At 59.4% G+C, this 24,997-nt stretch carries 24 protein-coding genes; 9 read left to right on the top strand and 15 right to left on the bottom strand.

The annotated features are described in order from the left end of the window. Window positions 1-125: 125 nt before the first annotated feature. Both GHO25_RS21700 and GHO25_RS21705 read right to left on the bottom strand, forming a co-directional pair. On the bottom strand, window positions 126-596 hold the full coding sequence (locus GHO25_RS21700; RefSeq protein WP_048369922.1) for a hypothetical protein: 471 nt from the start codon (window positions 594-596) through the stop codon (window positions 126-128). Between the two features lie 12 nt (window positions 597-608). Next, a complete protein-coding gene (locus GHO25_RS21705) occupies window positions 609-977 on the bottom strand; it encodes a hypothetical protein (RefSeq protein ID WP_048369924.1) in 369 nt (122 codons plus the stop codon). Window positions 978-1,474: 497 nt separating this feature from the next. On the opposite strand from GHO25_RS21705, the gene mqo reads away from it, so the two are divergent. Continuing rightward, window positions 1,475-3,121 carry a malate dehydrogenase (quinone) gene (mqo, locus tag GHO25_RS21710; protein WP_048369925.1) on the top strand — a complete coding sequence of 549 codons (1,647 nt, stop codon included), beginning with the start codon at window positions 1,475-1,477 and terminating at the stop codon, window positions 3,119-3,121. Window positions 3,122-3,206: 85 nt separating this feature from the next. On the opposite strand, the gene GHO25_RS21715 is transcribed toward mqo, so the two are convergent. From GHO25_RS21715 to GHO25_RS21750, 8 genes are all read right to left on the bottom strand, one after another. After that, window positions 3,207-4,058, bottom strand: a complete 852-nt coding sequence (locus tag GHO25_RS21715) for a CAP domain-containing protein (protein ID WP_153392337.1) — start codon at window positions 4,056-4,058, stop codon at window positions 3,207-3,209. A 35-nt stretch (window positions 4,059-4,093) separates the two neighbouring features. Beyond that, window positions 4,094-4,771, bottom strand: coding sequence for a GNAT family acetyltransferase (locus GHO25_RS21720; protein WP_048369934.1), 678 nt, complete (start codon window positions 4,769-4,771; stop codon window positions 4,094-4,096). Between the two features lie 114 nt (window positions 4,772-4,885). Beyond that, the gene (locus tag GHO25_RS21725) at window positions 4,886-5,440 is read right to left on the bottom strand and encodes a UPF0149 family protein (RefSeq protein ID WP_048369937.1); all 555 of its coding nucleotides are present in this window, start codon (window positions 5,438-5,440) and stop codon (window positions 4,886-4,888) included. A gap of 54 nt (window positions 5,441-5,494) precedes the next feature. Continuing rightward, the gene (locus GHO25_RS21730) at window positions 5,495-5,839 is read right to left on the bottom strand and encodes a hypothetical protein (protein ID WP_048369939.1); all 345 of its coding nucleotides are present in this window, start codon (window positions 5,837-5,839) and stop codon (window positions 5,495-5,497) included. A 124-nt stretch (window positions 5,840-5,963) separates the two neighbouring features. Beyond that, entirely contained in the window at window positions 5,964-6,365 is a 402-nt protein-coding gene (locus tag GHO25_RS21735; protein ID WP_048370371.1) for a hypothetical protein, read from the bottom strand. Between the two features lie 40 nt (window positions 6,366-6,405). Further along, window positions 6,406-7,041, bottom strand: coding sequence for a TetR/AcrR family transcriptional regulator (locus GHO25_RS21740; RefSeq protein WP_053225236.1), 636 nt, complete (start codon window positions 7,039-7,041; stop codon window positions 6,406-6,408). 5 nt (window positions 7,042-7,046) lie between these two features. Further along, on the bottom strand, window positions 7,047-9,458 hold the full coding sequence (locus GHO25_RS21745) for a membrane-bound PQQ-dependent dehydrogenase, glucose/quinate/shikimate family (protein ID WP_153392339.1): 2,412 nt from the start codon (window positions 9,456-9,458) through the stop codon (window positions 7,047-7,049). 258 nt (window positions 9,459-9,716) lie between these two features. Next, complete coding sequence (locus tag GHO25_RS21750) at window positions 9,717-10,679, bottom strand: threonine dehydratase (protein WP_153392341.1); 963 nt, start codon at window positions 10,677-10,679, stop codon at window positions 9,717-9,719. Window positions 10,680-10,764: 85 nt separating this feature from the next. Between GHO25_RS21750 and GHO25_RS21755 the strand changes: the two genes are divergently transcribed. Together GHO25_RS21755 and GHO25_RS21760 are read left to right on the top strand one after the other, a co-directional pair. Next, window positions 10,765-12,129, top strand: coding sequence for a PLP-dependent aminotransferase family protein (locus GHO25_RS21755; protein ID WP_153392343.1), 1,365 nt, complete (start codon window positions 10,765-10,767; stop codon window positions 12,127-12,129). After that, window positions 12,114-12,338, top strand: a complete 225-nt coding sequence (locus GHO25_RS21760) for a hypothetical protein (RefSeq protein WP_047275647.1) — start codon at window positions 12,114-12,116, stop codon at window positions 12,336-12,338. Before GHO25_RS21755 ends, GHO25_RS21760 begins: the two co-directional genes overlap by 16 nt. Before the next feature lie 158 nt (window positions 12,339-12,496). Here GHO25_RS21760 and GHO25_RS21765 read toward each other — a convergent pair whose 3' ends face one another. The 5 genes from GHO25_RS21765 to GHO25_RS21785 form a co-directional block, all read right to left on the bottom strand. Continuing rightward, complete coding sequence (locus GHO25_RS21765) at window positions 12,497-13,780, bottom strand: FAD-binding oxidoreductase (RefSeq protein ID WP_153392345.1); 1,284 nt, start codon at window positions 13,778-13,780, stop codon at window positions 12,497-12,499. A gap of 152 nt (window positions 13,781-13,932) precedes the next feature. Next, window positions 13,933-14,622 (bottom strand): RES family NAD+ phosphorylase, encoded by a 690-nt coding sequence (locus GHO25_RS21770; RefSeq protein WP_178110183.1) that lies wholly within the window; start codon window positions 14,620-14,622, stop codon window positions 13,933-13,935. Next, window positions 14,622-15,023 carry an MbcA/ParS/Xre antitoxin family protein gene (locus GHO25_RS21775; protein WP_048369946.1) on the bottom strand — a complete coding sequence of 134 codons (402 nt, stop codon included), beginning with the start codon at window positions 15,021-15,023 and terminating at the stop codon, window positions 14,622-14,624. Before GHO25_RS21775 ends, GHO25_RS21770 begins: the two co-directional genes overlap by 1 nt. Before the next feature lie 93 nt (window positions 15,024-15,116). Next, window positions 15,117-16,211 (bottom strand): DUF1615 domain-containing protein, encoded by a 1,095-nt coding sequence (locus GHO25_RS21780; RefSeq protein ID WP_048369947.1) that lies wholly within the window; start codon window positions 16,209-16,211, stop codon window positions 15,117-15,119. Window positions 16,212-16,268: 57 nt separating this feature from the next. Continuing rightward, window positions 16,269-16,610, bottom strand: coding sequence for an FKBP-type peptidyl-prolyl cis-trans isomerase (locus GHO25_RS21785; protein ID WP_048369948.1), 342 nt, complete (start codon window positions 16,608-16,610; stop codon window positions 16,269-16,271). A 348-nt stretch (window positions 16,611-16,958) separates the two neighbouring features. On the opposite strand from GHO25_RS21785, the gene GHO25_RS21790 reads away from it, so the two are divergent. The 6 genes from GHO25_RS21790 to GHO25_RS21815 all read left to right on the top strand — a co-directional run bounded on the left by GHO25_RS21790 (window position 16,959) and on the right by GHO25_RS21815 (window position 24,793). Beyond that, window positions 16,959-19,217, top strand: a complete 2,259-nt coding sequence (locus tag GHO25_RS21790; protein ID WP_153392347.1) for a TonB-dependent siderophore receptor — start codon at window positions 16,959-16,961, stop codon at window positions 19,215-19,217. Between the two features lie 128 nt (window positions 19,218-19,345). After that, window positions 19,346-19,636, top strand: coding sequence for a hypothetical protein (locus tag GHO25_RS21795; protein ID WP_048369950.1), 291 nt, complete (start codon window positions 19,346-19,348; stop codon window positions 19,634-19,636). Further along, entirely contained in the window at window positions 19,633-21,171 is a 1,539-nt protein-coding gene (locus GHO25_RS21800) for a PepSY domain-containing protein (protein ID WP_153392349.1), read from the top strand. The genes GHO25_RS21795 and GHO25_RS21800 overlap by 4 nt, the downstream gene beginning before the upstream one ends. Before the next feature lies 1 nt (window position 21,172). After that, window positions 21,173-21,526, top strand: a complete 354-nt coding sequence (locus tag GHO25_RS21805) for a DUF3325 domain-containing protein (RefSeq protein WP_153326970.1) — start codon at window positions 21,173-21,175, stop codon at window positions 21,524-21,526. A gap of 92 nt (window positions 21,527-21,618) precedes the next feature. Next, on the top strand, window positions 21,619-23,775 hold the full coding sequence (locus GHO25_RS21810; protein WP_153392351.1) for a hypothetical protein: 2,157 nt from the start codon (window positions 21,619-21,621) through the stop codon (window positions 23,773-23,775). Beyond that, window positions 23,768-24,793, top strand: a complete 1,026-nt coding sequence (locus tag GHO25_RS21815; RefSeq protein ID WP_153392352.1) for an FAD-dependent monooxygenase — start codon at window positions 23,768-23,770, stop codon at window positions 24,791-24,793. Before GHO25_RS21810 ends, GHO25_RS21815 begins: the two co-directional genes overlap by 8 nt. Window positions 24,794-24,997 lie beyond the last annotated feature (204 nt).

Below are 24,997 nucleotides of genomic sequence, written 5' to 3' on the forward strand. Positions count from 1 at the left end.
GTCAGTGGGCAAAAGCGGGTTGACAGTGGGGGGCGAGTCCATACATAGGAGCGAGCTTGCCTCGCGATCTTTTGATCGTTTAAAAGATCGCGAGGCAAGCTCGCTCCTACACAAGTGCTGTGGGATTACTCGGTGGGGAGTTTTTCCAGGGCGGCGCGCAGGGCGTCTGCGTTGGCGAAGGTTTGCTGCGACACCAGCGTACCGTTGTCCAGTTGCAACCACAGTACCTGGTCGTCTGCGCCGGGGTATTGGGCGGCAATGTTGCCGTCGCGATCCAGCACGACGCGGTAGCTGTAGTCACGCATTTTCGGGATGGCAATAAACTTGCCGATCAATGACGGCATGGCATGCACGTCAGCCAAAAAGGCGACATGGCGAGCCTCAAGGTAGCCTTTTGGCTGGTTTTCCAGGGCTGCTTTTACCAGCTTGGAACCGTCCATGTTGCGGGCCACCAACAGCACGTGGGTGTTGGCGTCCAGGGTATAAGGCTGGTCGTGCTGGTCTTGCAGCGTCCAGGGGGTAAGGTGCTCACCCACCGTGGCGGCGAAGCTTTGCATCGACAGGGCGCTTAACAGCAGTAAAAGTGCAATTCTCACTGTGTAGTCTCTCTATTTTCGGGTGGTTTTCTGGGCTAGACGTTTGACCCAGTCGCCGCCACAGGCGCGCTGGCATTCGTCTTCGGAGTCATAAAACACGTGGTTGGCCACCTGACGCACGTTGATATTGGCGTCGGCCAGGGCGCGGGTGGTGAGTTCAACCATAAACCGCGCCTCGCCATCGGCCAGGGCGAAGTCTTTGTTGACCTGGTTGTCGAACACCCAGACCACCTTCAGGCTGGCCGGGAACGCTTCGAAGTCGACTGAGTGGGTGAGCCAGACAAAGCCCGGAATCTGCCCTTTGGCGGTTTCACAGGCATCGGTCAGGTGTTTAACCAGGCGACGTTCGATCTGTGCCTGGTTACGTTTGTTCAAAGACATGGGTGAATCCTGTGGGCAGCGGTGGCAAAAGCGCAATTGTACGTGAACTGTCCCTTAGCCATTGATCTACTTCACATCGCTAAAAAGATGCGTTTACGTCAAAAGTGCCACCTGAGGTAGAATGTCGCGGTTTGAAGGCTGACACCGCCGGTTTTCGCAGCCGGGCAGGCTCTCTGGAAAGAGTTGCAAGAGGTGTCAGTACCAATGGAGTCGCAAGAAGGTGTCGGGAGTGAAGGAGCTGGACAGGTCAGACCTGTTATCGGCCGCGCCCGGCACTTACCCGAAATGTCACCCAAGTAGCTGAAGCCAAAAGCAATAAAAGATCAGCGCCCAAGGTACATAAAAGTGAGGTCTATAGTGTGCATAGGCCTTATATATCTACCCGGTCCAAGGCCTGATGAGGGGCTCGGTTGCAGGCAAGCCTGTCCTGTAACCCTGTCCAGTTCTGTTCAGCGCGCCGTGCCGGGTAGATGGCGTTTTATCTTAGGTACGACAACATGTTAAAGAAGATGAACAAAGGGCTTTTGGGCCTGGCGCTGACCATGGGCATCACGTCCGTGCACGCTGCCGAGCCAAAGCACGTTGATGTCCTGCTGATTGGCGGCGGCATCATGAGCGCTACCTTGGGTGTCTGGCTCAACGAGCTGGAACCCGGCCTGTCCATGGAGATGATTGAACGTCTCGATGGCGTCGCTCAAGAAAGCTCCAACGGCTGGAATAACGCGGGTACCGGTCACTCGGCTTTGGCTGAACTGAACTACACCCCTGAAGACAAGAACGGCAACGTTGAGATCCCAAAGGCCATTGAAATCAATGAAGCCTTCCAGATCTCGCGTCAGTTCTGGGCCTGGCAGGTCAAGAACGGTGTTCTGAAAAACCCTCGTTCGTTCATCAACTCCACTCCGCACATGAGCTTTGTGTGGGGCGATGACAACATCAAGTTCTTGAAAAAACGCTACGAGGCGCTGCAGGCCAGCCCTCTGTTCGCGGGTATGCAGTACTCCGAAGACGCGGACCAGATCAAGAAGTGGGTACCGCTGATGATGGAAGGGCGTGACCCGAACCAGAAAGTCGCGGCCACCTGGACGCCAATCGGTACTGACGTGAACTTCGGCGAAATCACGCGCCAGTTCGTGTCTTACCTGCAAACCAAGCCTGGTTTCACGCTGAACCTGTCCAGCGAAGTTAAAGACATCAAGCGCAACGAAGATGGTTCGTGGCGTGTGGTGTACAAAAACCTCAAGGACGGTACTACCAGCGAAACTGACGCCAAGTTTGTCTTCATCGGCGCGGGCGGCGGTGCCCTGCACCTGCTGCAGAAGTCCGGTATCCCTGAAGCCAAGGAATACGCTGGCTTCCCGGTAGGCGGTTCGTTCCTGGTAACCGATAACCCGACGGTTGCCGAGCAGCACCTGGCCAAGGCTTACGGTAAGGCTTCGGTTGGCGCTCCGCCGATGTCGGTTCCGCACCTGGACACCCGCGTGCTGGATGGCAAGCGCGTGATCCTGTTTGGCCCGTTCGCGACCTTCTCGACCAAGTTCCTGAAAGAAGGCTCGTACTTCGACCTGCTGACCAGCACCACGGCGCACAACATCTGGCCAATGACCAAAGTCGGTATCGAACAATACCCGCTGGTTGAGTACCTGGCCGGTCAGCTGATGCTGTCGGACGAAGACCGTTTCAACGCGCTGAAAGAGTACTACCCGAACGCCAAGCAAGAAGACTGGCGTCTGTGGCAAGCCGGTCAGCGTGTGCAGATCATCAAGCGTGACGAAGAGAAGGGCGGCGTGCTGAAACTGGGCACCGAGATCGTTGCTGCCAAAGACGGCAGCATTGCCGGTCTGCTGGGCGCTTCGCCAGGTGCTTCGACCGCTGCGCCGATCATGCTCAACGTGCTTGAAACTGTGTTCAAGGACAAGGTTGCAACCCCTGAGTGGCAAGCCAAGCTGCACCAGATCGTGCCTAGCTACGGCACCAAGCTGAACGGTTCGCCAGAGCGCGTTGCACAGGAATGGGCGTACACCGCCGATGTGCTGCAACTGACTCCGCCGCCGGCCATCCCGGCAGCCAACGGTACACCAGCAGCACCTGCTGAGCCGGCCAAGCCTGCTCCAAGTAACCCAGCGGCCGACATGGCGCTGTAAAAAAGCAGCCCCGCCCAACGACAGTTAGGCGGGGCTCTTTTTTAGCTTCGCAACCTTCCCCGCAACACTCCTTCCTGCCTAAGCGTTACTGCGTGCCGAACAACGCGGTCCAGTAGATGCCTGCATCACTTTTAGGATCGGTCGCATAGGCGGCGCCCAACTCGCGAAATTGCGGGTTCATGATATTGGCGCAGTGCCCCGGGCTTGCCAGCCAGCCATCGACGACTTTACGTGGCGTGTCCAGACCGGCAGCGATGTTCTCGCCGATTTGCTGGGCAATGTAGCCTGCCAGTTCTGCGCGATCACCCGGCGTGCCGCCGGTGCGGTCTTTGTGGTCAAAGTAATTGTTGTTGGCCATATCGCGGGTGTGCGTCTGGGCGGCGGTTTCCAGGGTGGCGTTCCAGGCCAAAGGGCCGGTGGGCGCGAAAGCCTGGGTGCCGCATTGGCGCGGTTGGGTGCGGGCGCTGTTGATCAGCTCAAGGACCTTTTGGCCCTCTGCCTGAGCATCGCCCAGGCGTGCAGTCAACAGGGGGCGCGCCAGCACGATGCGCCAATCCTGCCCGGTGTGGCTGACGCCGATGTCGACAAACTGCGGGTCGAGCACCACTTTGCAGAAACTTTCGCGCACGGCTTTCATCGCCGCTTCGGAGTTACGCGGGCCCGAGAGGTTGATGGCTTGCACGTTGACCATCGGGTAGGCGGCTTGCGCGAGCGACTGCTGCAAATCGCCAAAACCGTTGGCGGGCAGTACCAGACGAATATCAGAGGTCAGCGGGGGCAGTTCTTGCGACGCTTGGGCGCCGCACGGTTGCGCCTGGCTGCGATACAGGTTGATGGAGTCAACCAGTTGCGATTCTTCGCTGGCCAATGCGCTGGCGCTGAAGATCAGGCCCAGGCTGAACCCGGCAAGGCGGGTGAGGGTGAAGTGACGGCGCATAACGTTGCCTCGGATCGGAATGCGCCCATCATGCGTTATTTCAGGCTGGCCACGAAAGCCTTGGCTTTGGCGGTGAGCTGGTCGATCTGGCGGTCGCGTTTTTTTTCGGCGTCCATCATGGCTTTTTTGCCGTTGCGATTGAGCAGGTAGGTGTGGATCTGCCGCACCTCGGTAGACTGATACACCGCTGCCACGTCCAGCACGCCCATGAGCCCGTCCGAGCTGTAATCGCGGGTGTTCATCAGTACTTGCGGGCCGCGGGTGCCGATGACCTTGAAACCCATGCCTTGCAGGGCGGCGACTTTGCTCACGCTGCAACTCAGTTCGGTGTGCGGGTAGCGGCGGGTGACTTCCTCCAGCATGGCCTGCATCACGCCCAGGTGGCGATGGCTGGCCAGTTCGGCCATATAGGCCACACCGCAGGCCTGCGGGTCGTCTTTGTACGGCAAGTACAGGACGAAACCGGTGACCTTCTCCGGGTCTTGCTCATCGGTGGCGACAATCAGTTCTACCGCAATGCCTTTTGAACCGTCGAGGGCTTGCAGGTACAGGTGCACTTCAAAGCCGATGGCGTACTGATAGATGCTGTAGAGCAGGTTGCTCGGCGCGATTTCCATGGCGCTGATGTCGCTGAGATGGTCAACGACCAGTTGCATGATCTGCGCGTTGATCGGCTCGCTGATCGGTGTGTCGAAGTGGGTGAGGGTCGTCATAAGCGTGGCCTGTGAGGCGAGTAAACTGCTGTTGCAGGAGCGAGCTTGTCTCGCGATCTTTTGATTGTTTAAAAAGATCGCGAGGCAAGCTCGCTCCTACAGGGGGGAATTGGTTTAGCGCTGGCTTAGCCAGTAGTCATGCAAGGCGCGGGCGGCCGGGGCTACGAGGGCCACTTTTTGCTGGTAGGCGGGTACGTCGAAGTCTTCTGGCAGTTCAAAGGTTTCTTGCTCAGCCAGTTCAAAAATCGTTTCCAACAGGCCGGCCTGGATCTGGGGCATGTCGGGCCATTGCGCCAGGGCCACGCCGCGGCTGTAGCCGAAGCACCATTCTTCAGCCAGGGTCACGGTTTGGCCCTGGTGTTCGGATTCTTCAAAGCGCGGCGCAAAGGCTTTGCTGTCTTCTGCTAGTTGGCGGGCCAGGGTGTTGAAGTGGCGTACGCTCAGCTCGATGAAGTGTTTGGCTTCTTCGGGGTCTTCCCAAGCCGGGTTTTGGCCGCCCCAGATTGCGGGGAACCAGTCGGCGATGTCTACCTGCGTGGGGCTTGAAACCAGTGCTGTAAAGAAGCCATCCAGCTCGCTGGTGTTGAGGACGGAGTGATCGTCGCCGTATTTGAGCAGGGTGTCTTCGAGTACGTCGAAGTCGGCGGCATTCAGAGGCTGGCTGTGCATGGCAGGTTCCTTGGCATGTAGTCCTGGGTCAACGTTACGTCAGGCGTGTCAGCGTCAGTCAACCCGAACAATCGAATCAACCACAAAGTATTTAAAGCCGGCTTTGGCCAGGGCTTTTTTAGCTTCTTGTTCGGCGTCAAACTGGCTCAGCAGTTTGGAGTCGTGAATGAACACGGTTTCTTCGCCGTCATAGACTTTGCTGACGTGCAGGGTAACCCGCAACATCGGCCCTCGACGCTTGACCGGTGCACGCGGTGCGGGCTTGGGGGTGAGGGTTGCAGCGGGTTTGGGTGTGGCGGGAGTTGCAGGTGGCGCGGGTGGCGTAACTGGCTTTGTCGCTACGGGCAGATCAAGGCCGAGCGCTATACGCATTTCGTCCTCGGTGAATCCGGTGCTCATGGTGTGGCTCTATCGTTATTCAAAAACGCGCTTATAAGTGATTGAGTAGGCATAAGCAAGGAAAACCAGCGCCTTGGCTTGATAATTGCCGGATATGTCGCAAAGTTTACTTTTACCAGGAGGTTCAGGTGTCGCGCAGCAAGTCGTGACTGTCGAGCAGCTTGTAGGCAATCTCCGGGCGTTTTTCCAACGCTCGACGAATGGCCGCCGGGATCGACTGGCGCGTTTTGCGACACAAACCTGGCTGGTCGGCGACACGGATTTCGATCCCGCGCATGGTCCGTACCTCATTGAAGCCGGGTTCAACCTGCACCCTTATGCCTAATTGTTCATACATGCGTCGTTGCATGCGCTGCAGATCGTCCAGGCTCTGGATGTTCTCCAGGTGCTCAAGCATGACTTTTTCGGCCTGGCGGGTGAGGCCCAGAATGCGCAGGTCGGGGGCTGGTTGCGCCAACAGGTGGTCGCGCTCGCAATTACAAGCGCCGGGAGGGCAGGGTTGGCGGACCACAGTGGATGAGCTCATGGGCATGAGCATAGCCATATCGGCCCGCAGTTGTCGCGTGTCAGGGTGCTTTGAGGCGCCGGACCACCAGGGCGATCAGTTCATTGATCATCGGTGCGAAAGCTTTGGCGGTGCAGGTTTGTCCCAGCATCACGGTGCGCGTGGTGAGGTGTGAAAACAGCGCATCGAACAGTATGGGCGGCAACTCAGAGAACGAACTGTTGGCCGCGATGAGGCCGCGATGGCGTTGTTCTTCGAGCAGGTTGAAGATCAGTTGGTGCCAGACTTTGGGGCCGCGTTCGTACCAGGTTTGCCCCACTTGCGGCACGTGCGCCGAGCCGTTGACCACCAGCCGGTAGAAGTCGACATGGCGCGGGCTGGTGACCACCGCCACGAGTTCTTCAAGAATCAGCTCAAGGCCGCGGGTCAGTTCGACACCCGAAGTATCAAGTTGCTTGAGGTTGATGATGAAGTCTTCGCAGAGGTATTCGACCACTGCCACCAGCAAGTCGGCCTTGCTGCCGAAGTACCGGTAAATCGTGGCTTTGGAGCCGCCTGCTGCGGCTACGATGGCGTCCATGCTGAGGCCATCGTAGCCCTGCTGTAAAAACAGTTCACTGGCTGTGATCAGCAAGTTGCGCCGCTTCTCCTCGCTCCGGGTTGCGGTTGAAGGGCTGGAGCGGTGCAACTGTGGCATGGGAACTACTCTTTTTCAGGGAGCGCGTACGCTATCACGTAATCCCCGCGATCTGGAGACTGACGTGCGCCGCCAGCGACGATGACCACATACTGGCGCCCGGTTTTAGGCGACAGGTAGGTCATGGGCGTGGCTTGCCCGCCGACCGGCAGGCGGCCTTTCCAGACTTCTTTGCCGGTGGCCATGTCCATGGCCCGCAGGTAGTAGTCTTGCGTGCCCGCGTAGAACACCAGGCCGGAAGCAGTGGTCGCACCGCCGCCCAGGGTCGGCATGCCCAGCGGGATCGGCAGGTTGGCACGTACACCGTTGATCACGGCGTCTTCAACCGTACCGGCAGGGCGCTCCCAGACTTTCTTGCGGGTGTTCAGGTCCACGGCAGCAAACACGCCCCAAGGCGGGCTCTGGCACGGAATGCCCAGCGGCGAGTTGAAGCCTTTGTGGTCAATCACGAACGGCGTCCCTTCCATCGGGTAGGTGCTGCCGACGCCGTGGCCGGATTTGAGGTGCGACAGGTCGACGTTTTCACGCGGTACCAGCTTGACCACCTGCGGGATGCGGATGTCGTTGACGAACAGGTAACCGGTTTTTTCGTCGATCGCGCCGCCACCCCAGTTGAAGCCACCGTAGTAGCCCGGATAAATCAGGGTGTCCTGGGTGCTTGGGGCGGTGAATTCACCGTTGTAGTTGAGTTTTTTGAAGTTGATCCGGCACATCAGCTGATCAAAGAACGTGGCGCCCCACATGTCTTTTTCTGTCAGCGGATCGGCACCGAACGTCGGCATGCCCACCGAGTACGGTTGGGTTTTGGCCACCCAGTCACCGGCAGCGACGTCCTGAGGCACCGGCTTTTCGATCACGTCGGCAATCGGCTGGCCGGTGCGACGGTCGAGCATGAAGATCTGCCCGCGCTTGGTCAGCTGGATCAGCGCAGGGATGGTCCCGCCTTTGCCGTCCGGCACATCATACAGCGACGGTTGCGCGGCAATGTCGTAGTCCCACAGGTCGTGATGCACGGTCTGGAAGGTCCAGCGCTCGCGGCCTGTCGCCATGTCCAGGGCAACCACGGCGGAGGAGTACTTCTCGGTCAGCTCCGGGCGGGTACCGCCCCAGAAGTCCGGCTGCTGGTTGCCCAGTGGCAGGTACACCAGGCCCAACTCATCGTCGAATGCAGGTGTGGACCACATGTTCGGCGTACTGCGGGTGTAGGTTTCGCCTTCGGGTGGCAACTTGGTGATGTCCGGGTTGCCCAGGTCCCAGGCCCAGACCAGCTCGCCGGTGTCGGCGCTGAACGCACGGATCACGCCAGAGGGTTCGTCCAGCGAGCGGCCATCAAAGACCCAGCCGCCAAGGATGATCAAGTTGCGCGAAATGGTCGGTGCCGAGGTGTAGGCGTAGTAGGGCACGTTTTCCATGACCCGGCCCAGGCCCGTGGTCAGGTCGACTGAACCGTGGTCGCCGAAATCTTCGCAGGGTTTGCCGGTTTCTGCGTCGATGGAGATCAGGCGCGCATCCATGGTCACTTGCACGATACGCTTGGCGCAGCTGTTGCCCTGTGCCGGTTTGGCGGGCTTCAGATCAGCGAACACCAGTGGGTGTTCGACCTTGGCCGGCTCGTAGTAACTCACGCCACGGCAGCGGTTCCAGGTTTTGGTGTTTTGCGCTTTTGGATCGAAGGTCCAGCGTTGCTCGCCGGTGTCGGCGTCCAGGGCAATCACTTTGCTGGTCGGGGTGCAGGTGTACAGGGTGTCACCGACCTGGATCGGGGTGTTCTGGTACTCCGATGCGCCCTCGGCGATTTCGCCGGTGCGGTAGGTCCAGGCCACTTGCAGTTTGTCGACGTTGTCTTTGTTGATTTGCGTCTGCGCCGAGAAGCGCGTACCAGCCGGGTTGCTGCCGTAATGGCTCCAGTCGGTGGCTTTATCGGTGCCTTTTGCTTGCGGCTGGGCGGCCAGAGACGGCTCGCCTTCAATCACTCCGTGGGGGATGAACAGGGCGTAGAAGCCCACAGCCAGCACCCCGGCAAACACGGCTGCGCCGCTGTAGCTGGCTGCGCGGTGACGGCCCTGGCTGAGCCATGGGTGCAGCAACGCGGCCAGCAGGCCGATGACCAGGAACGGGGCCATACGCGGCACCATCGGCCAGAACGTGAAGCCCACTTCCCACAGTGCCCAAATCACGGTCGCGACAAACACAACGCCAATCACCAGCGTGGCGGCGGGCTTTGTGCGTACATACAGCACGCCGCTTATCAGCAGGCCGAAACCTGCCAGCAGGTAGTACCAGGAGCCGCCCAGTGTGACCAGTTGAGCGCCCATGATTGCCAGAAACAGGCCGCTTAGCCCAAGCAAAATCCCGAAGACACCCAGTATCAGGTGTCTCCCTTTAGAGGCAGGTGCCTCTTGTTTAGCATTTTTCATTACGGTATCCCTGATGCCCGCAGCCAAGGCCTTTACATGCACTGCGAGCGTAGGTTTTAGAATGGTACTGTACGGTACAGTTTTTATTTTGAGCCTGTTTTTGTCACAAATAAAGACAATTTGTCGCAGAGGTGAAATTTTATTTAAAGACGCGGTTGCGTCCTTGGGCGATGGGGAGATAGGGCAACCGTAGTCGCTGCCGAGGAACGAAGGCTGCGATTAAGATCAAGATCAAAAGATCGCAGCCTGCGGCAGCGCCTACACGAGGTCTTCATCGAGGAGTGCGGCGTACAACTGGCGGTCGATATTGGCCCCGCTCAAAATCACCGCCACGCGGCGGCCTTGCTGTTGCGGCTGTTCTTTGATCAGCCCGGCCAATGCGGCGGCACCCGCGCCTTCAGCGGTGTTGTGGGTGGTTTCGTGGTACACGCGGATGGCGTGAGCGATGTCGCGGTCTGATACGCGGATCACTCGTGCTGCGCCCTTGGCGATGATTGCCAGCGCGTCAGGTTGTGGCTGGCGGCAGGCCAGGCCGTCGGCGAAGGTGTGGGCGGTGTCAGTGCACACCACTTGGCCTTGCTCGACACTCTGCGCATACGCATCGGCATGCTCGGACACCACGCCGACAATCTCGGTCTGTAGCCCCAGCAGATCACGGGCCTGGATCAACCCGCAGATGCCCGAACCCATGCCGATGGGCACGTACACGGTGTGCAGGTCGGGCACGGCCTCCAGCAACTCCAGCGCATAGGTGGCAACCCCGCGAATCAGGTCCGGGTGAAAGGCCGGTACCAGGTGCAAGTGATGCTCGGCGGCCAGGGCAGCGGCATGGCGGCGTGCTTCGTCAAAGTCTTTGCCGTGTTCGATCACCGTGGCGCCCAGTGCGCGCATGGCGGCGTTCTTTTCTCGGGAATTACCTTCGGGCACCACAATGCGAATCTTCAGCCCATGGGCGCGCGCGGCCAAAGCCAGGCTCTGGCCGTGATTGCCACGGGTGGCGGTGACCAGGCCGCGGGTGTCGGGCTCTCGGGTCAGCAAGCCCTGCACGTACAACATGCCGCCGCGCACTTTAAAGGCGCCAGTCGGGGTATGGTTTTCATGCTTAACCCAGACCGTGCAGTCCAGTTGCTCGGCCAACAGGGGCCAGGCCAGTTGCGGGGTAGGGGACATGCTTTGGTACACCGTGGTAGCGGCGAGTCGAAGGGCTGTCAGGTCAAACATGGCACACCGTCATCAGGGGATTTGACTCGATTCTAGGGGCGTCGCATTGTATGGGCCGAGACTTATATTGCATGGCCGACAATAAATGTGGATTCCCCTCATAACCGATTCAGCGCAACCACGTTATCTGGCGCTGGTAGACGCGATTGCCCACGCCATCAGCTGCGGTGAACTCAAACCCGGTGAGCGTTTGCCGCCACAACGGCGGCTGGCCTGGGCATTGGGCTGGAACCCCAGCACTACCATGCAAGCTTATCGTGAGGCGGCGCGGCGCCATCTTGTGTCGGGCGAAGTCGGGCGCGGCACCTACGTGCTCTCGGGCAGCCAGGAGGCGACGTTGTTCCGCTTGCAACAGGTCGATGAACACGCCGGGCAGATTGACCTGCGCACCAATATCCCGGCGATAGACCACGCCAGCCAAAGCGATCCGCAGGCCTTGCAATGGCTGCTGGAAACCCATCAGTCGATCCGTTTGCAGCATTACCTGAGCGCGGCCGACCTGCTCCAGGCCCGGGTTGTCGGTGCCAACTGGCTCAAGGCGCGCGGTCTGCCTGTGCCGTTGGACAACATCATGCTGTGTACCGGCGCCCAGCAAGGCTTGTTCACCGTGTTGCTGTCGTTGTGCCAGGCGGGTGAGCCGGTGCTGGTTGAAGCGCTGACCGCGCCGGGGATCAAAGCCGCCTGCGCGCAGTTGCGTTTGCCGATGCATGGCATCGCCATGGACGGGCAAGGCATCGTGCCCGATGACTTTGACCGCATCATCCGCGCCACCGGGGCGCGCATGGCGGTGCTGACCCCGACCCTGCACAACCCGACATCGGCGGTGATGGGCGACGAACGCAAGCAGGCGATTGCCCGGATTGCCCGGCGCCATGGCGTGTGGATTATTGAAGATGACGTGTATGGCGCACTCACCGACAGCCCGCCGTTGTGCAACTACCTGGGGGACTTGGGGATACTCGTCAGCAGCTTGTCAAAGACCGTGGCTGCCGGTGTGCGCCTAGGCTGGATTGCCGCCAGCCCGGCGTTGCTGGCGCGCATCGACCCGCATGCGCAATCGGCGCACTGGGGCATTTCGCCCCTGTGCGTGGCGATTGCCAATCAATGGCTCAGCGATGGCACGGCAGTGCAGCGCTTGGCCTGGCAAACCGAAGAAGTGACCCGGCGCTGGCGCCTGGCGAAAAAATTGCTGGGCGCGGTGATGTCCCAGACAGACACGCCATCGCCGCATATCTGGCTGACCCTGGCCCCCGCTGAAGTCAGCTTTGCCCACGACTGTCAAAAGGTCGGTGTGGAGGTGGTGTCGGCGGAGGTGTTTGCGGTTAAATCCTGCACCCTGAATGCGGTACGCATCAGCCTGACAGCGGCATCGAGTGCGCAACGCTTGAAAGTTGCGCTGGAGCGTATTGCCCGGCTTATTGACCAAGGAACCCCATGCGCAGAGAAATAGGCTACTGGCACCGCGAAGGCCGCGAACTGTTTTACTACCTGGAATTCAAGCCTGAAACGGCCGAGTTTTACCTCACCTGCGAACACACTCCGAGCGAGGGAGAAGGCAGCGTACGTTCGGTATTGCTCAGTGAAGCGCGGGGCGAGCGCTACTACGAAGACGCGTTGCTGATCATCAAAGAAGAACTGTTCAAGCAGTACACCGTGTAACCACGGTTTACACTGCCCTTGTGGGAGCGGGCTTGCTCGCGATGGTCGTTAACGATGACGCGTATTTGCCTGGCAAATGAGGCGCTCTGAAGGCCATCGCGAGCAAGCCCGCTCCCACTTGGGTCGTGTTGCGATTATGTTCAGTTGGGTGGGGTTATTCAGCGCAACCGCTCAAGCATCTGGTAGTACCACATGCCCGCCGCCAGCATCGGGTTGCCGAGGAGGTCGCCCATGGGCACGCGGATGTGCTGGCAACCGGCAAAGGTGTCGAACTGCTCCAGTTGGCCGGTGATCGCCCGGCCCATGATTTCGCCCATGATGTGGCTGGTGGCGATGCCGTGCCCCGAGTAGCCCTGGCAGTACCAGACGTTGTCCGAGAGTTTGCCCAGTTGCGGGATGCGGTTGATCACGATGCCCATCGCGCAGCTCCACTGGTACTCGATGTTCACCCCTTTGAGCGCCGGGAAGGTCTGCTCGATGCACGGACGCAATTCCCCCGCGATGTCGCGCGAGTCTTTGCCGCTGTAGTTGGCGCCGCCACCAAACAGCAAGCGGCCATCGGCGGTCATGCGGTAGTAGTCGAGCACGAAGCGGCAGTCATACACCGCAAGATCTTGGGGGTTCAACTGGCGGGCCAGGTCGCCCAGAGGTTCGGTGGTGACGATCCCGCCCATGGCCGGGAAGATCTTGCCCTTGAGCTTGCCCGGCTCCAGCTTGTGGTACACGTCACCGGCCAGCAGCACCTGATTGGCGTCAATGCGCCCGTGGGCCGTGCGCACGCCGGGGGTGTCGCCGTGGATGATTTCCAGCACTTCACTGTTTTCGAACATCAGCGCGCCAAGGCTTTCGGCTGCGCGGGCCTCGCCAATGCAGAGGTTGAGCGGGTGCAGGTGCATGTTGCGCATATTCTTGATCGCGCCGTGATACAGGTCACTTTGCAGAATGCCGCGCACCTGGCTGCGGTCGAGCAACGACACTTCACTGCCCAGGCCACGGCGCACCGCTTCGTCGTAGTCCTTGCGCAAGCCTTCCATGTGGCTGGGTTTGTAGGCTGCATGCAGGTGCCCGTGCTTGAGGTCGCAGCGGATGCCGTATTTTTCGACCCGCTGCTGGATGATCTCGTGCCCGCGCCAGCGCAGGTGCCAGATAAAGTCATCGACCTGGCTGCCGAGGCGACGGCGCATCTGCTTGCGCATCGCTTCATCGCCCGAGAGGCTGCCGGTCACTTGCCCGCCATTACGCCCGCTGGCGCCCCAGCCGATTTTGTTGCTCTCGACAATGGCCACTTTCAGGCCTTTTTCGGCCAGCTCGACGGCGGTCGCCACGCCGGTAAAACCGCCGCCAATAATCACCACATCGACCCGGTGCTGGCCTTGCAGCGTCGGGTAATCGGTTTCATGGGTGAGGGTAGCGGTGTAATAAGAGTTGCAACGTTCAGACATGGTGGCTCCGTTATCTTTCTTATAGGGGTGAGGCAGAAAGGGGGCTATGGCGCCCGCGCCGGTCCTGCTCATCCACTTCGGCCATGCACTGACAATAGGCGAGTTGTGAGGGCTAAATAAACCCCCTGTTACCAAGTTTTACAGCGACGTGATCAGAACGTGACTTCGCTCACTTGCAGCACCCAGGTGATGGTCTGAGTTTTGTCATCCCACACATAGCGAAAATGCGGGCCTTGGCGTGGAATCGAAAGCGCAGGCGGGCGAAAGGCTGCTACGCATTCGTGGCCGGCAAGGCGCACGCTGTTGTACAGCAGCCCCCAGGCCGAGGCCTCGCGGTGTTGTTTGGCAAAGGCTTGTGATGTGCCGTAACTGGACAGGGAAGGGTGGTGCAAGTCGGGTTCGGCGCGTATATCGATCATTGGCTCAAGCACGCTGTTGATGTAGGTGCGCAGGGTGATTTCGATGCACGCTTGCTGAGTGGCGCGCCAGAATTGCTCCTGATGAAAGCGGGTCTCGGCGATGGCGGCGTCAAGGCTGTTGGCGCAGTAATAAACCCCGTAACTGCCATCGGTGAAGCGGCTGGCACGGCCGATATGGGTAAAAGCCGCCATGATCGGGGTCGAGCCTTCTCCACACAGGCGGTCTTGTGGATGCACGCGGTTAAGGACCCCGGCCTGGTCGCGCAGGCGGTCATTGGTCAGGCTTTCGAGGGCAAAGGCGATGTCCAGATCGGCCGGGTCAAGGGTGTCCTCAAACACCGAAATGGGCGGGAATGCACTGTTGATGATGCGATAAGCGTTGTTCCACTCGGGCAGCACGCTTAACAACGAGGTGTCTGGCATCAGCCCCGCACCCCATCCAGATAGCGGCGCACATCTGCCAGGTCGACCACTTGGCCGCCGAGCATGTAGCTCAACGCACTTTGGCCGTTGAATGGCGCGGTGTTGTTGGCTTTGTGGACCCACTCGTAAGCCCGCTCGGGCTGATTGCTGAACAGGATGCGCAGCGCTTTGTGCACGCCCATCAGGTACGAAATACGCTCAAGGGTGTCGTGGGGCAGGCGAACATTCGGCAGTTTTTTGTACTTGAAGTACGTGGTGTTGCCGATAGCGCCGAGCAGGGTGCATTGCTGATCTTTGCTGCAACCCCAGTGCTCCATCAAATTGAAGAAGAACGTCAGGGCGACACGGCCCGCATCACCGCTGGTGATATCGGGCCGGGTGTTGTGGGCGACTAAATGCATGGTGGCCTCCAAAGCGTTGATACCTTGGAGGCTACACCGTATCTGGATAATTACAATGAATGTATCCGCATGTGAACTGGGTAATCCATTGCTTTATGTGTTGGGCAGCGACTTGGCCTTGTTCATACACCGCTGGCGGCGTTCATCAACACGCTGGGCAAACCAGGCGGTGGTGAGGTTGCGGGTGATTTTAGGGCTTTGCAGGGTGATGCCCGGCAACACGGCGCGGGGCACCGGTTTGGCCTGTTGGCGGTCGGCAAGGGCAAAGACTTTGCGATAGACCTCGGTCTGCTCAAATTCAAGGCGGTCACCTTTGAGCAACTGCTGGCGGATCTGGTTATCGCTCAAGCCCAGTTGCTTGCCGAGCACGCGAACGGCGCGTTCGGTGGAGCCTACGGCGTAAGAGCCGGGGATGGTCACGTCGCCATCCAGTGCCAGCTGTATGCCTGACACCTGGCTCACGGCATTCTGAAACGCGGCATTGCGACTGGCGTACCAGCCCGCATTGAAGTCAGCAAAGCGATACAGCGATTGCGTGTAGTCGGCCGGGTAGCCGAGCAAATGGGCAGTACCAAAGTACATGCCGCCACGACGGGTAAAGACTTCCTGACGAATCGTGCCCGGTATCGGGTAGGGGTAATTCTGGGCGTGTTTCTCGGCAAAGGCGATGCTGACCTGCATGGGCCCGCCGGTATGCACCGGGTTGAGGCTGCCAAACAGGTTTTTGCCCAGTGGCACCATGCCGATAAAGTCATCGAAGATGGCGCTCAACTGGCCTTCGGTGCGTGCCGCATCAAGGCGCTGGTTATAGGTTTTGCCCGTTGGCGAGGTGATGTTCAGTGCGCTGCGCACCACGAACTCCGGGATGTGCAGTTTGCCCGCGCGCCGATTGATTTCGCTGCGGGCAATTTTTGCCAGGTTGGGCACCGGCGGGTCTGCCTGAAAAGTCGACTCTTGCTCAGTCACGGCCAGCACCGAGCACAGGTTTTCGTCGTTGGGCTCAAGCTTTTGCGCGGCGAAGGCGGTGTAAATGTCGTTGGCCCAGCCCTGGCGATCCGCAACGTTGGCGGGCAGCAGTTGAAGCAATCGCGCACGCGCCTGTTCGGGCGTGCGACCGGGTAGCGTCTGGGTGCTTTGGCTGCTGCACCCGGCGATCACAATGGGCAAAGAAAGCGTTAATACCTGCATGAAAAATCGATTCACTAACGCTTAACTCCCCAAAAAATAGAACGATGTGCTGACGTATCAATCGTCTCGTGTCAGCACTTCCAGCAGTTCGATCTCAAACGTGAGGTCCGAGTTCGGTGTGATGTGTTTGCCCATGCTTCTTTCACCATAGGCCAAGTGCGCGGGAACTTGCAGTTTGCGCTTGCCGCCCACTTTCATCCCCATCAGGCCCTGGTCCCAGCCCTTAATGACGCGGCCTGTGCCAATCACGCACTGGAACGGCTTGCCGCGCTCATGGGAGGAGTCGAACACCGTGCCATCTGCGAGCCAGCCGGTGTAGTGCGTGGTGATCAGGGCGCCTTTGACGGCAGCTTTGCCTTCGCCCAGTGCGAGGTCGGTGATCTGAAGTTCGTTGTTCATGGTGCAGGACTCGAAATTAAAACGTGTAGAAGCGAGCTTGCCTCGCGATCTTTTGATCTTTCGCGAGGCGAGCTGAGATTGCGCGGTTTTTCTCAGGATGCGGCCCGTTTGGCAATCAGTTTTAAATTATTTTTTCGTAGGACAAGGCTCTAAAACAAAGGGTTTGCGGAACTTGTCAATGAGGATAATTGTCATTCGCGCTTTACTCTCAATTGAGAATGGTTACTATTGTCGCCCTGGCAGCGCCGGGGTGAGCTAAGCAAGACGAGATCCTTTGAGGGAATCGTGCCCAGCCATTCCAGCCTTTGGCCTGCTGAGCACACTCCATTGTTAAGGGATCAACTGGACATGTCGTCTCGATTCAAACGCAGTCAATTTTCACTGGCTATTGTGGCCGCACTGGCTTCACCGACCTTGCTCGCCGATGCGCTGGAGCGTGAACGCGATGAAGTGCCCGTGGAGGCCAGCGACCTGCCGGTAGATGGCAGCAAGCAGGCGCTGCAACTTGAAGAAACCCGTGTGTTGGGCACCGCCGCTGAAGAGCTGAAGCAGGCGCCGGGCGTGTCGATCATTACTGCTGAAGACATTAAAAAACGTCCGCCGGCCAATGATCTTTCCGACATCATCCGTCGTGAGCCCGGGGTTAACCTCACCGGCAACAGTTCCAGTGGCGCACGCGGTAACAACCGCCAGATTGACTTGCGTGGCATGGGCCCGGAAAACACCTTGATCCTGATCGACGGCAAGCCGTCTTCTTCGCGTAACGCCCAACGTTACGGCTGGAGCGGCGACCGCGATACCCGTGGCGAAACCAACTGGGTACCGGCCGAAGAAGTGGAGCGTATCGAAATCCTCCGCGGCCCGGCGGCTGCCCGTTACGGCTCAGGCGCGATGGGCGGGGTGGTCAACATTATCACCAAGCGGCCGACCGACAAACTCGGCGGCTCTTTGACGGCCTACTACCTGTCCCCGGATGACAGCGCAGAAGGCATCAGCAAACGTACCAACTTCAACCTCAGCGGCCCGCTCACCGACGACCTGGTGTTTCGCGTGTATGGCGGCCTGAGCAAAACCGACGCGGATGACGCGCGCATCAATACCAGCGAGCAGGCCTACGCTGACAGCGTGGTGGCAGGCCGTGAAGGCGTGCGCAACAAAGACGTCAACGGCTTGTTGAGCTGGCAGTTCACCCCGGAGCAATCCCTGGACCTTGAGGCCAGCTACAGCCGCCAGGGCAATATCTACGCGGGCGATACCATGCTCAACAGCGGGGGGGATTTCGTTAACAGCCTGTACGGCAAAGAAACCTCGGTGCTGCAACGCAGCATGTTTTCGGCCACCCACAATGGGTCGTTTGACTGGGGCACCACCATGGCCATGCTCAGCCATGACCTGACCCGTAACTCGCGTTTGAACGAAGGCTTGGCGGGCTACGGTGAAGGTGCACCGTCTGAGTCGGCCGGCAGCTTCCAGTCACGCCTGCGCAACACCCGGGCCAAGGCTGAAGCCAACTTGCCGCTGGATTTTTACACCCATCAGGTGCTGACCCTGGGCGGCGAATACCTGTACGAATCGCTGAATGATCCGGGCTCGTTGCGTCCACAAAGCTGGGACCCGGGCGCCGACGGTACTGCGGGTATTCCGGGCACTGACCGCACCCAGACCAAGTCCACCGCCAACAGCTACGCGTTCTACGTTGAAGACAACCTCGAAGCCGGGTCTAAAACTATCGTTACGCCGGGCCTGCGCTACGACCACCACGACAAGTTTGGCGGCAACTGGAGCCCGAGCCTCAACGCTTCGCACCAGATCACAGATGAGCTGAGCCTTAAAGGCGGTATTGCCCGGGCCTACAAAACCCCGAACTTGTACCAGTCCAACCCCAACTATCTGTTGTACAGCCGTGGTAACGGTTGCAGCTCGGTAGAAGTCAACCTGGGAGGTTGCTACCTGGTGGGTAACCCGGACCTCAAACCGGAAATCAGCATCAACAAAGAGATCGGTCTGGCGTTTGACAAAGGCAGCTGGCGCACCAGCGCGACGTACTTCCGTAACGACTACCAGAACAAGATCAATGCCAGCAACGAATCGGCTTTCCGTCTGCCCAACGGCCGTCGTGTATTGCAGTGGGAAAACAGCGGCAAGGCCATCGTGCAAGGGGTTGAGGGCAACCTGTTCGTCAACCTGCGCAAGGACCTGGACTGGAACACCAACCTGACCTACATGATCGACAGCAAAGACAAGAAAACCGGCGAGCCATTGAGTATCATTCCCAAGTACACGCTCAACACCACCCTGGACTGGTACGCCACCGAGCAGCTTTCGTTCCAGGTCAGCGGCACGTACTACGGCGAGCAGAAGGCGCCCAAATACAACATGCGCGCCAACGAGTCACTGGACAAATCCGTGCAGCAGTCGGTTGACCCGTATGGCTTGGTGGGGCTGAGCAGCGGCTATGAGTTCAACAAAAATCTGAGCGTGCGGGTGGGCATCAACAACCTGCTCGACAAGCAGCTGTACCGCAAAGGCAACGCTGACGAGGCGGGCGCCCAGACCTACAACGAAGCGGGCCGTGCCTACTTTGCGTCGGTGACCACCTCGTTCTGATCACAGCATTGGCCTGACCGCTGTTTGGGTGCAGGCAATAACAGGCGCGACATCCTTTGCAGGTGTCGCGCCGTTGTCACATTGGGCTCTGGCAAAACCGTGGCTGGGGCTGATGAAGGATTGAACAGATGAAACTTGCATCGTCGGCATGGCTGCCGATTCTGTCTCGCGCACTGGCCGCCATGGTGGGCGGTTATGTGTTTACCTATGCCTTTACGGCGGCGCTGGCGCGGCTGTTGCCAATGGACAACGTGGACTCAATGCTGGTCGCCAGCCTGTTGTCGTTCGCTATCTATACCTGCGCCATTTTGTGGGCCTTTATGGCGCGTCATCAGTGGTCGGCCTGGATGGGGGCCGTGCTGGCGCTGCCATTGGCCGCGATCGGTTTTTGGCCGCAACTGCTGGAGCGACTCGGATGAAACAGACCATCACCCAATCTCTGGCCTGGCTGCACACCTGGGGTGGACTGATCGTAGGCTGGTTGTTGTTTGCGATTTTTCTGACCGGCAGCCTGGCGGTGTTCGATCAAGAAATCGACAACTGGATGCACCCGGAGCTGCCTGCCCACCACTTGACGGACGAACAGGCGGTGGAGCGCGGGTTGAGCTACTTGCGCGAGCATGAGCCCAACGCCAAACAATGGGGCGTAAGCCTGCCCTATGATCGTTCGCCCGAGTTGCGCGCCTCGACCGGCGGGCGTCGCGACGGCGTATCGGTGACCCTGGACCCCAACACCGGTGAAGTCTTACCAGTACGCGAGTCGGCGGGCGGGCGCTTCTTTTTCCTGTTCCACTTCACCCTGTTCATGCCCGGCATGCTCGGGATTTATGTGGTCGGTGCGCTGGCCATGGGCATGCTGGCGGCGTTGATCAGCGGCATCGTGATCCACAAAAAATTCTTCAAGGAGTTCTTCACCTTTCGCCCGGCCAAAGGCCAGCGCTCGTGGCTCGACGCGCACAACGCCAGCGCCGTGCTGTTGCTGCCGTTTCACCTGATGATTACCTACAGCGGGTTGGCGATTTTTCTGGTGATCTACATGCCAGCGGCCATGGACGCGCTGTTTGATGGCAGTCGCGACGCGTTTTTCAAGGCCCAGGACCCTGCGCCTGCGGTGGTCGAAGCCAAACGCCCGGCGCAGGCCGAACCGGCACCGCTGGTAGCCATCGGGCCTTTGCTGGCCAAAGCCCGCGACGTTATGGGGCCGCTGAGCGGGGTGAGCATTACCAACCCAGGCATGAGCAACGCCGAAATCCAGATCCGGCCGATTCTGGGCAACCGCATTGCTCTGATCAAAGGCGGCGGCATGCGGTTTGACGGGGTAACGGGCGAGCAACTGTCCGGGCCGACCGAGATGCGCGCTTCGGTGCTCACGCACCGGGTGATTTCCGGTATGCACTTTGCGCAGTTCGGCGGTTACCCGATGCGCTGGGTGTACTTCATTTGCGGGTTGATCAGCAGCGCCATGATCGCCACCGGGCTGGTGCTGTTCACCGTAAAACGGCGCCGTAAATACGCCAGCGAAGGCCGGGTAGCCCAAGTGCTTTACCGGGTGATCGAGGCCGTCAACGTCACGGTGATGGCGGGCTTGAGCCTGGCCTGTATCGCTTACCTGTGGGGCAATCACCTGCTACCGGTGGGCATGGCCGAGCGCCCGGATGCCGAGCTGACGGTGTTCTTTGGCGTGTGGGCCTTGACCCTCGTGCATGCCTTGCTGCGCCCGCGCATGCATGCCTGGCGTGAGCAGCTTGGGCTGGCGGGGGTGATGTGCCTGAGCTTGCCGCTGGTGAGCCTGCTGACCGTTGATCATTCGTGGGCGTTGTACAGCCGCATGGGCGTTGAACTCACCACCATGGCTCTGGGTGGCGTGTTGTTGTGGGCGTGCTGGAAAGTCTCGCAGCCGCAAGTTGAGCGGGTGCCGCGTAAAAAGGCAACTGTGCTGGCGGAGGTGAACTGAGATGCTGGCAAATTACATTGCGGCCTGGGCCTTTGCCTATATCGGCATGCTTGCCCTGTGCCAAGGGCTTGAGCGCCATTACAAGCAAGTCTGGAACAAACCGCCGTCAACCGGGTTGCGTCGTGCTTTGCGCGGGGCAGGGTGGTTGAGTCTGGCCTTAAGCTTCTACTTTTGCGGCATGGCTTGGGGCTGGGCAATGGGTCCCATTGGCTGGTTTGGTTTAATCTCGCTCAGTGGCTTTGCGTTGCTGATGTTGTTGCCGTACCGCGCACGGCTGGCGGTGTGGTTACCGCTAGGGTTCGTCCCGCTGTGGGCGGTGATCGAAATGTTAAGCCTTTACCGTTGGTCTGTTTAGGTATTTTTGACAGGTAGGCAGCTCCACGCAAATGGCCGAATCTCTTGAGTCAAACAGACTCAGTTTTCGGTCATTTTGCGGAGTGCTTCAGTATGCCCCTGATTGATGAAGTTCAAAGCCTGTGCGAGCGCTTGGCGCCTTTGGGCTGGCATGACCTGTTGTTGCTGCATGGTCTGGATATTCAGGCCCGCCCGCTGGCTGAAGAGTTGAGCAAGGTGTTGGCGGTTGATCGTTCGGTTAAAGGCTTTGAAGACTTTTCGTTGCAGGGCACACGGGCCATCGAAGCCGGCAACCCTGCACGCAGTTTGCTCTACCACGCCTTGGCGTCGCCCAATGTGCTGCAGGCTGCCAATGGTGATGCCCTTACCGACTTTGCCACTGCGGCAGAACTCGAGACACTGCTCAACTACGTCTATGGCGTTGCCCTGCCTTCGCTTGAAGCGCTGCAGGCGCAGGCGGGCGCCAACGCGACCCTGGGGCTGGTGGTGTTTGCCACCGAGTATCGTCCCCGTGCCGATACCCCTCACCACCAGCATGCCGACCTGTGCTTTTGTCGCACAGGCATTGCCCGCGTCGGCACTGCGCCCGCCCTGTATGACCCGCAATTGCGCGGATTCACGCCTTTTGTCGAGGCGCAGCCACAGGCTATGCGGGTTATCCCTGCGCGCTTCGGTGTCTATGTGGCCGTACGGGATAAAGGACAGACGGGGCCAGGATGGGTCGAGGGAGACGACCAACTGGATTTTTGGCGGCCCTTGCACAAAGTGTTCAACGGCACGCAATGCATTGACGGTTTTGACCTGCAAGCAGACCTGCAGGCTTTTCACGTCAATGAAAAGCTGCGCCAGTTTCATCTGCGCAGAGGCCAAGAGGCGGACTGGTTCGAGCCCGACATCTCGCAGCCGCCATTTGTGCAGACTCAAGCCCTTGCCGAGTGGGCAGACAGTCAGCTGAACGGGCCGGGTTTATGCGTACCGGTTGCGAAACCCAGGCTGGTTGAACCCGCTGAATACCAAGGCAAGCCGGTTTCTTTCAGCGTTCCGCCCAAGGCCAACTTTGATTACATCATCAATAAACGCTATCAACTGCTGGACGACGGTTCAATTCGCGATTTAAACAACGAGCCGGACGTCGAGGCGATTGTCGAGGCGGGCAACTATCACGCTCTGCACTTTATCGACTTCACTGCCGAAGGTTGGGTCAAGGCTCATTGCCCTGCCTTGAATGCCGCTATCGGGTTGAATGTGGCGGCCTATTCGATTCTGGCCGCGCCCGATTTCTACCCGGCCTGCGGGCAAGCTCAGTTGGGCGAATGGGCGCAAGAGCAAGGCTTTCCCGAGCCAATTTGGTACGTCACATTGCAGGCGCTTTCTGAGCGACGAGTTGCGGGTAATCCTGACCTGATGGGCGGGCATTTTGTCCTCGAAGACAAAAGCATCACGGCTGTATTGACCGCAGGTGCACCTTCGGAGCAAGGGCAAACCGTTGGCGATTCGGCGAGTGCAAAGCGCCAGTCCTGTCTGGCGGACACGGCGGCGGGCACCTTCAGCCCCGGTTGGGAGATTGCCGGTGATGGCCAAGGGTTTGTAACTAAGTACTTGTGTGCTTATTTGCTGGGCAGCCCGTTCACAGAGGATGTGCGGATCTGCTCGGCAGCCGGGGGCTACTGGCCTGCAGTCACCCCGGACAGCGCAAGGACCTTTGAGCCCTATGTGTCCAAACCGACGATTATTCCTCTGACGGATGCCGAAATAGGGTTGCTGGAGCAAACGTCCTGGGATGGGCTGACGGGGCCGCGCCTGATCACCGTGGATGGGCGTCAAGTGGTCGAATGCACGGCGTATGCGTACAGCGATTACACCCGTAATGCACTGGACGGGCAATTGTCGTTGCACCTGACAGGGCAGACCTCCCAAGCCGAGTATCAGCAGCGGATTCTGGCCATGCAGTCAGCCTATGCCGCAGTAGATGCCAATACCCGTGCAGAACAGGGCCTGTGGTCAGTGTTGTCCTTCACGTCGGTCGATGGCGTTGACTGGGCGTTGCCAAGAGCCGATTTAAAAGCATGGTCCCTGTTGCAGGAACAGGTGTTTTTCTTTCGGATTTACCGCTACGGCACCATCTCGCCCCCCGCCGATTACACCAAGCGGCACATAGAGGTACTCGAACTGGTTGAGCTTTATATCGGTGATGAGTCCTTGCTGATAAAGCGCAACGACCAACCCTGGCAGATAACACCGCGTGGCTGATCGGGATGTGGTCATTGTTGGCGCCGGCCCGGCCGGTACGGCTGCCGCCATTTTATGTGCGCAGCGCGGGTTGCGGGTGACATTGCTGGAGCAAGCGGTTTTCCCTCGCACTCGTCCAGGAGAAACATTGCCCCCCGGGGTTGAGGCCGTGCTGGACCAACTTGGTATCGCGCAAGCAATCAACCAGGGCGGCTTTTTGCGTCACCCGGGCCATGCCGTGAAATGGGCGGGGGAGCGTTTGTTCAGCGCGTTTGGTGAGAGCGCTAGCGGGCCGGCGCTGGGGTATCAAATCCCGCGCGAGATACTCGACAGCCTGCTCTTGGCCCGTGCCGCCGGTTTGGGCGTTGACGTGGTGCAGCCGTGTCGAGTGCTGGGTGTGCTGCACGACCGGCAGCAAGTCTGCGGTGTCAGCACGGCACAAGGTGACCTGCTGGCGGCATGGGTCATTGACGCCAGCGGAGGCAATGGCTGGTTGTCGCGCCAGCTGGGCTTGCCCTGGCGCACTTATTCCCCCCGGTTGCTCGCCCACTATGGCTATGCAACGGGCGACTTGCCTGAAGGCGCTGAGGTGTGCGGGATAGATGCTGATCCGTTTGGCTGGTACTGGATGGCGAAGATTCGCAGTGATTTCTACCACTGGACGCGCCTGTGTTTTACCAACGCGGGCCACCATCAGGCTGTCCCGCCAGCGGTTTTCAAACCGTTGCGTGCCAGTGGTCCCGTGCGCGGTGCTGATGTGACTTGGCGGCTCTGTCAGCAGGCCAGTGGCGACGGTTTTTTTATCGCGGGCGATTCTGCTTTCGTGCTCGACCCTTCATCCGGGCACGGCGTACTCAAGGCACTGATGACGGGCATGATGGCTGCGCATGCTGTGGTTGAGTCCCTGAGCACCCCTTGGCAGGTGCTAAGCATCCAGCAGCAATATCAGTACTGGATCAACGACTGGTTTAATCGTGATCGGCTCAAAATGAGTGAGTTTTATCGCACTCATCCATTTGCACCTGAGTGGTGCGATTAGTTCACGCTGTAGGAGGGGCCGCCCCGTCTTCGACGCCGCGCTGTCGCGCAGCAAACAAGCCGCCGAGTATCTTCAGCATCCCCCAATCGGTTCCCTCTCCTTCGGGAGAGGCGTGGTGAGGGGGCTCTTGACTTGAGTACATATCCGTTGCTGCGGCAACGGCCACTTAGGGTTCCGGCCTTACGCCGCGTCACTTTGCAAAAG

It is taken from the genome of Pseudomonas sp. FSL R10-1350, assembly GCF_009600525.1.
Lineage (GTDB): Bacteria > Pseudomonadota > Gammaproteobacteria > Pseudomonadales > Pseudomonadaceae > Aquipseudomonas > Aquipseudomonas helleri.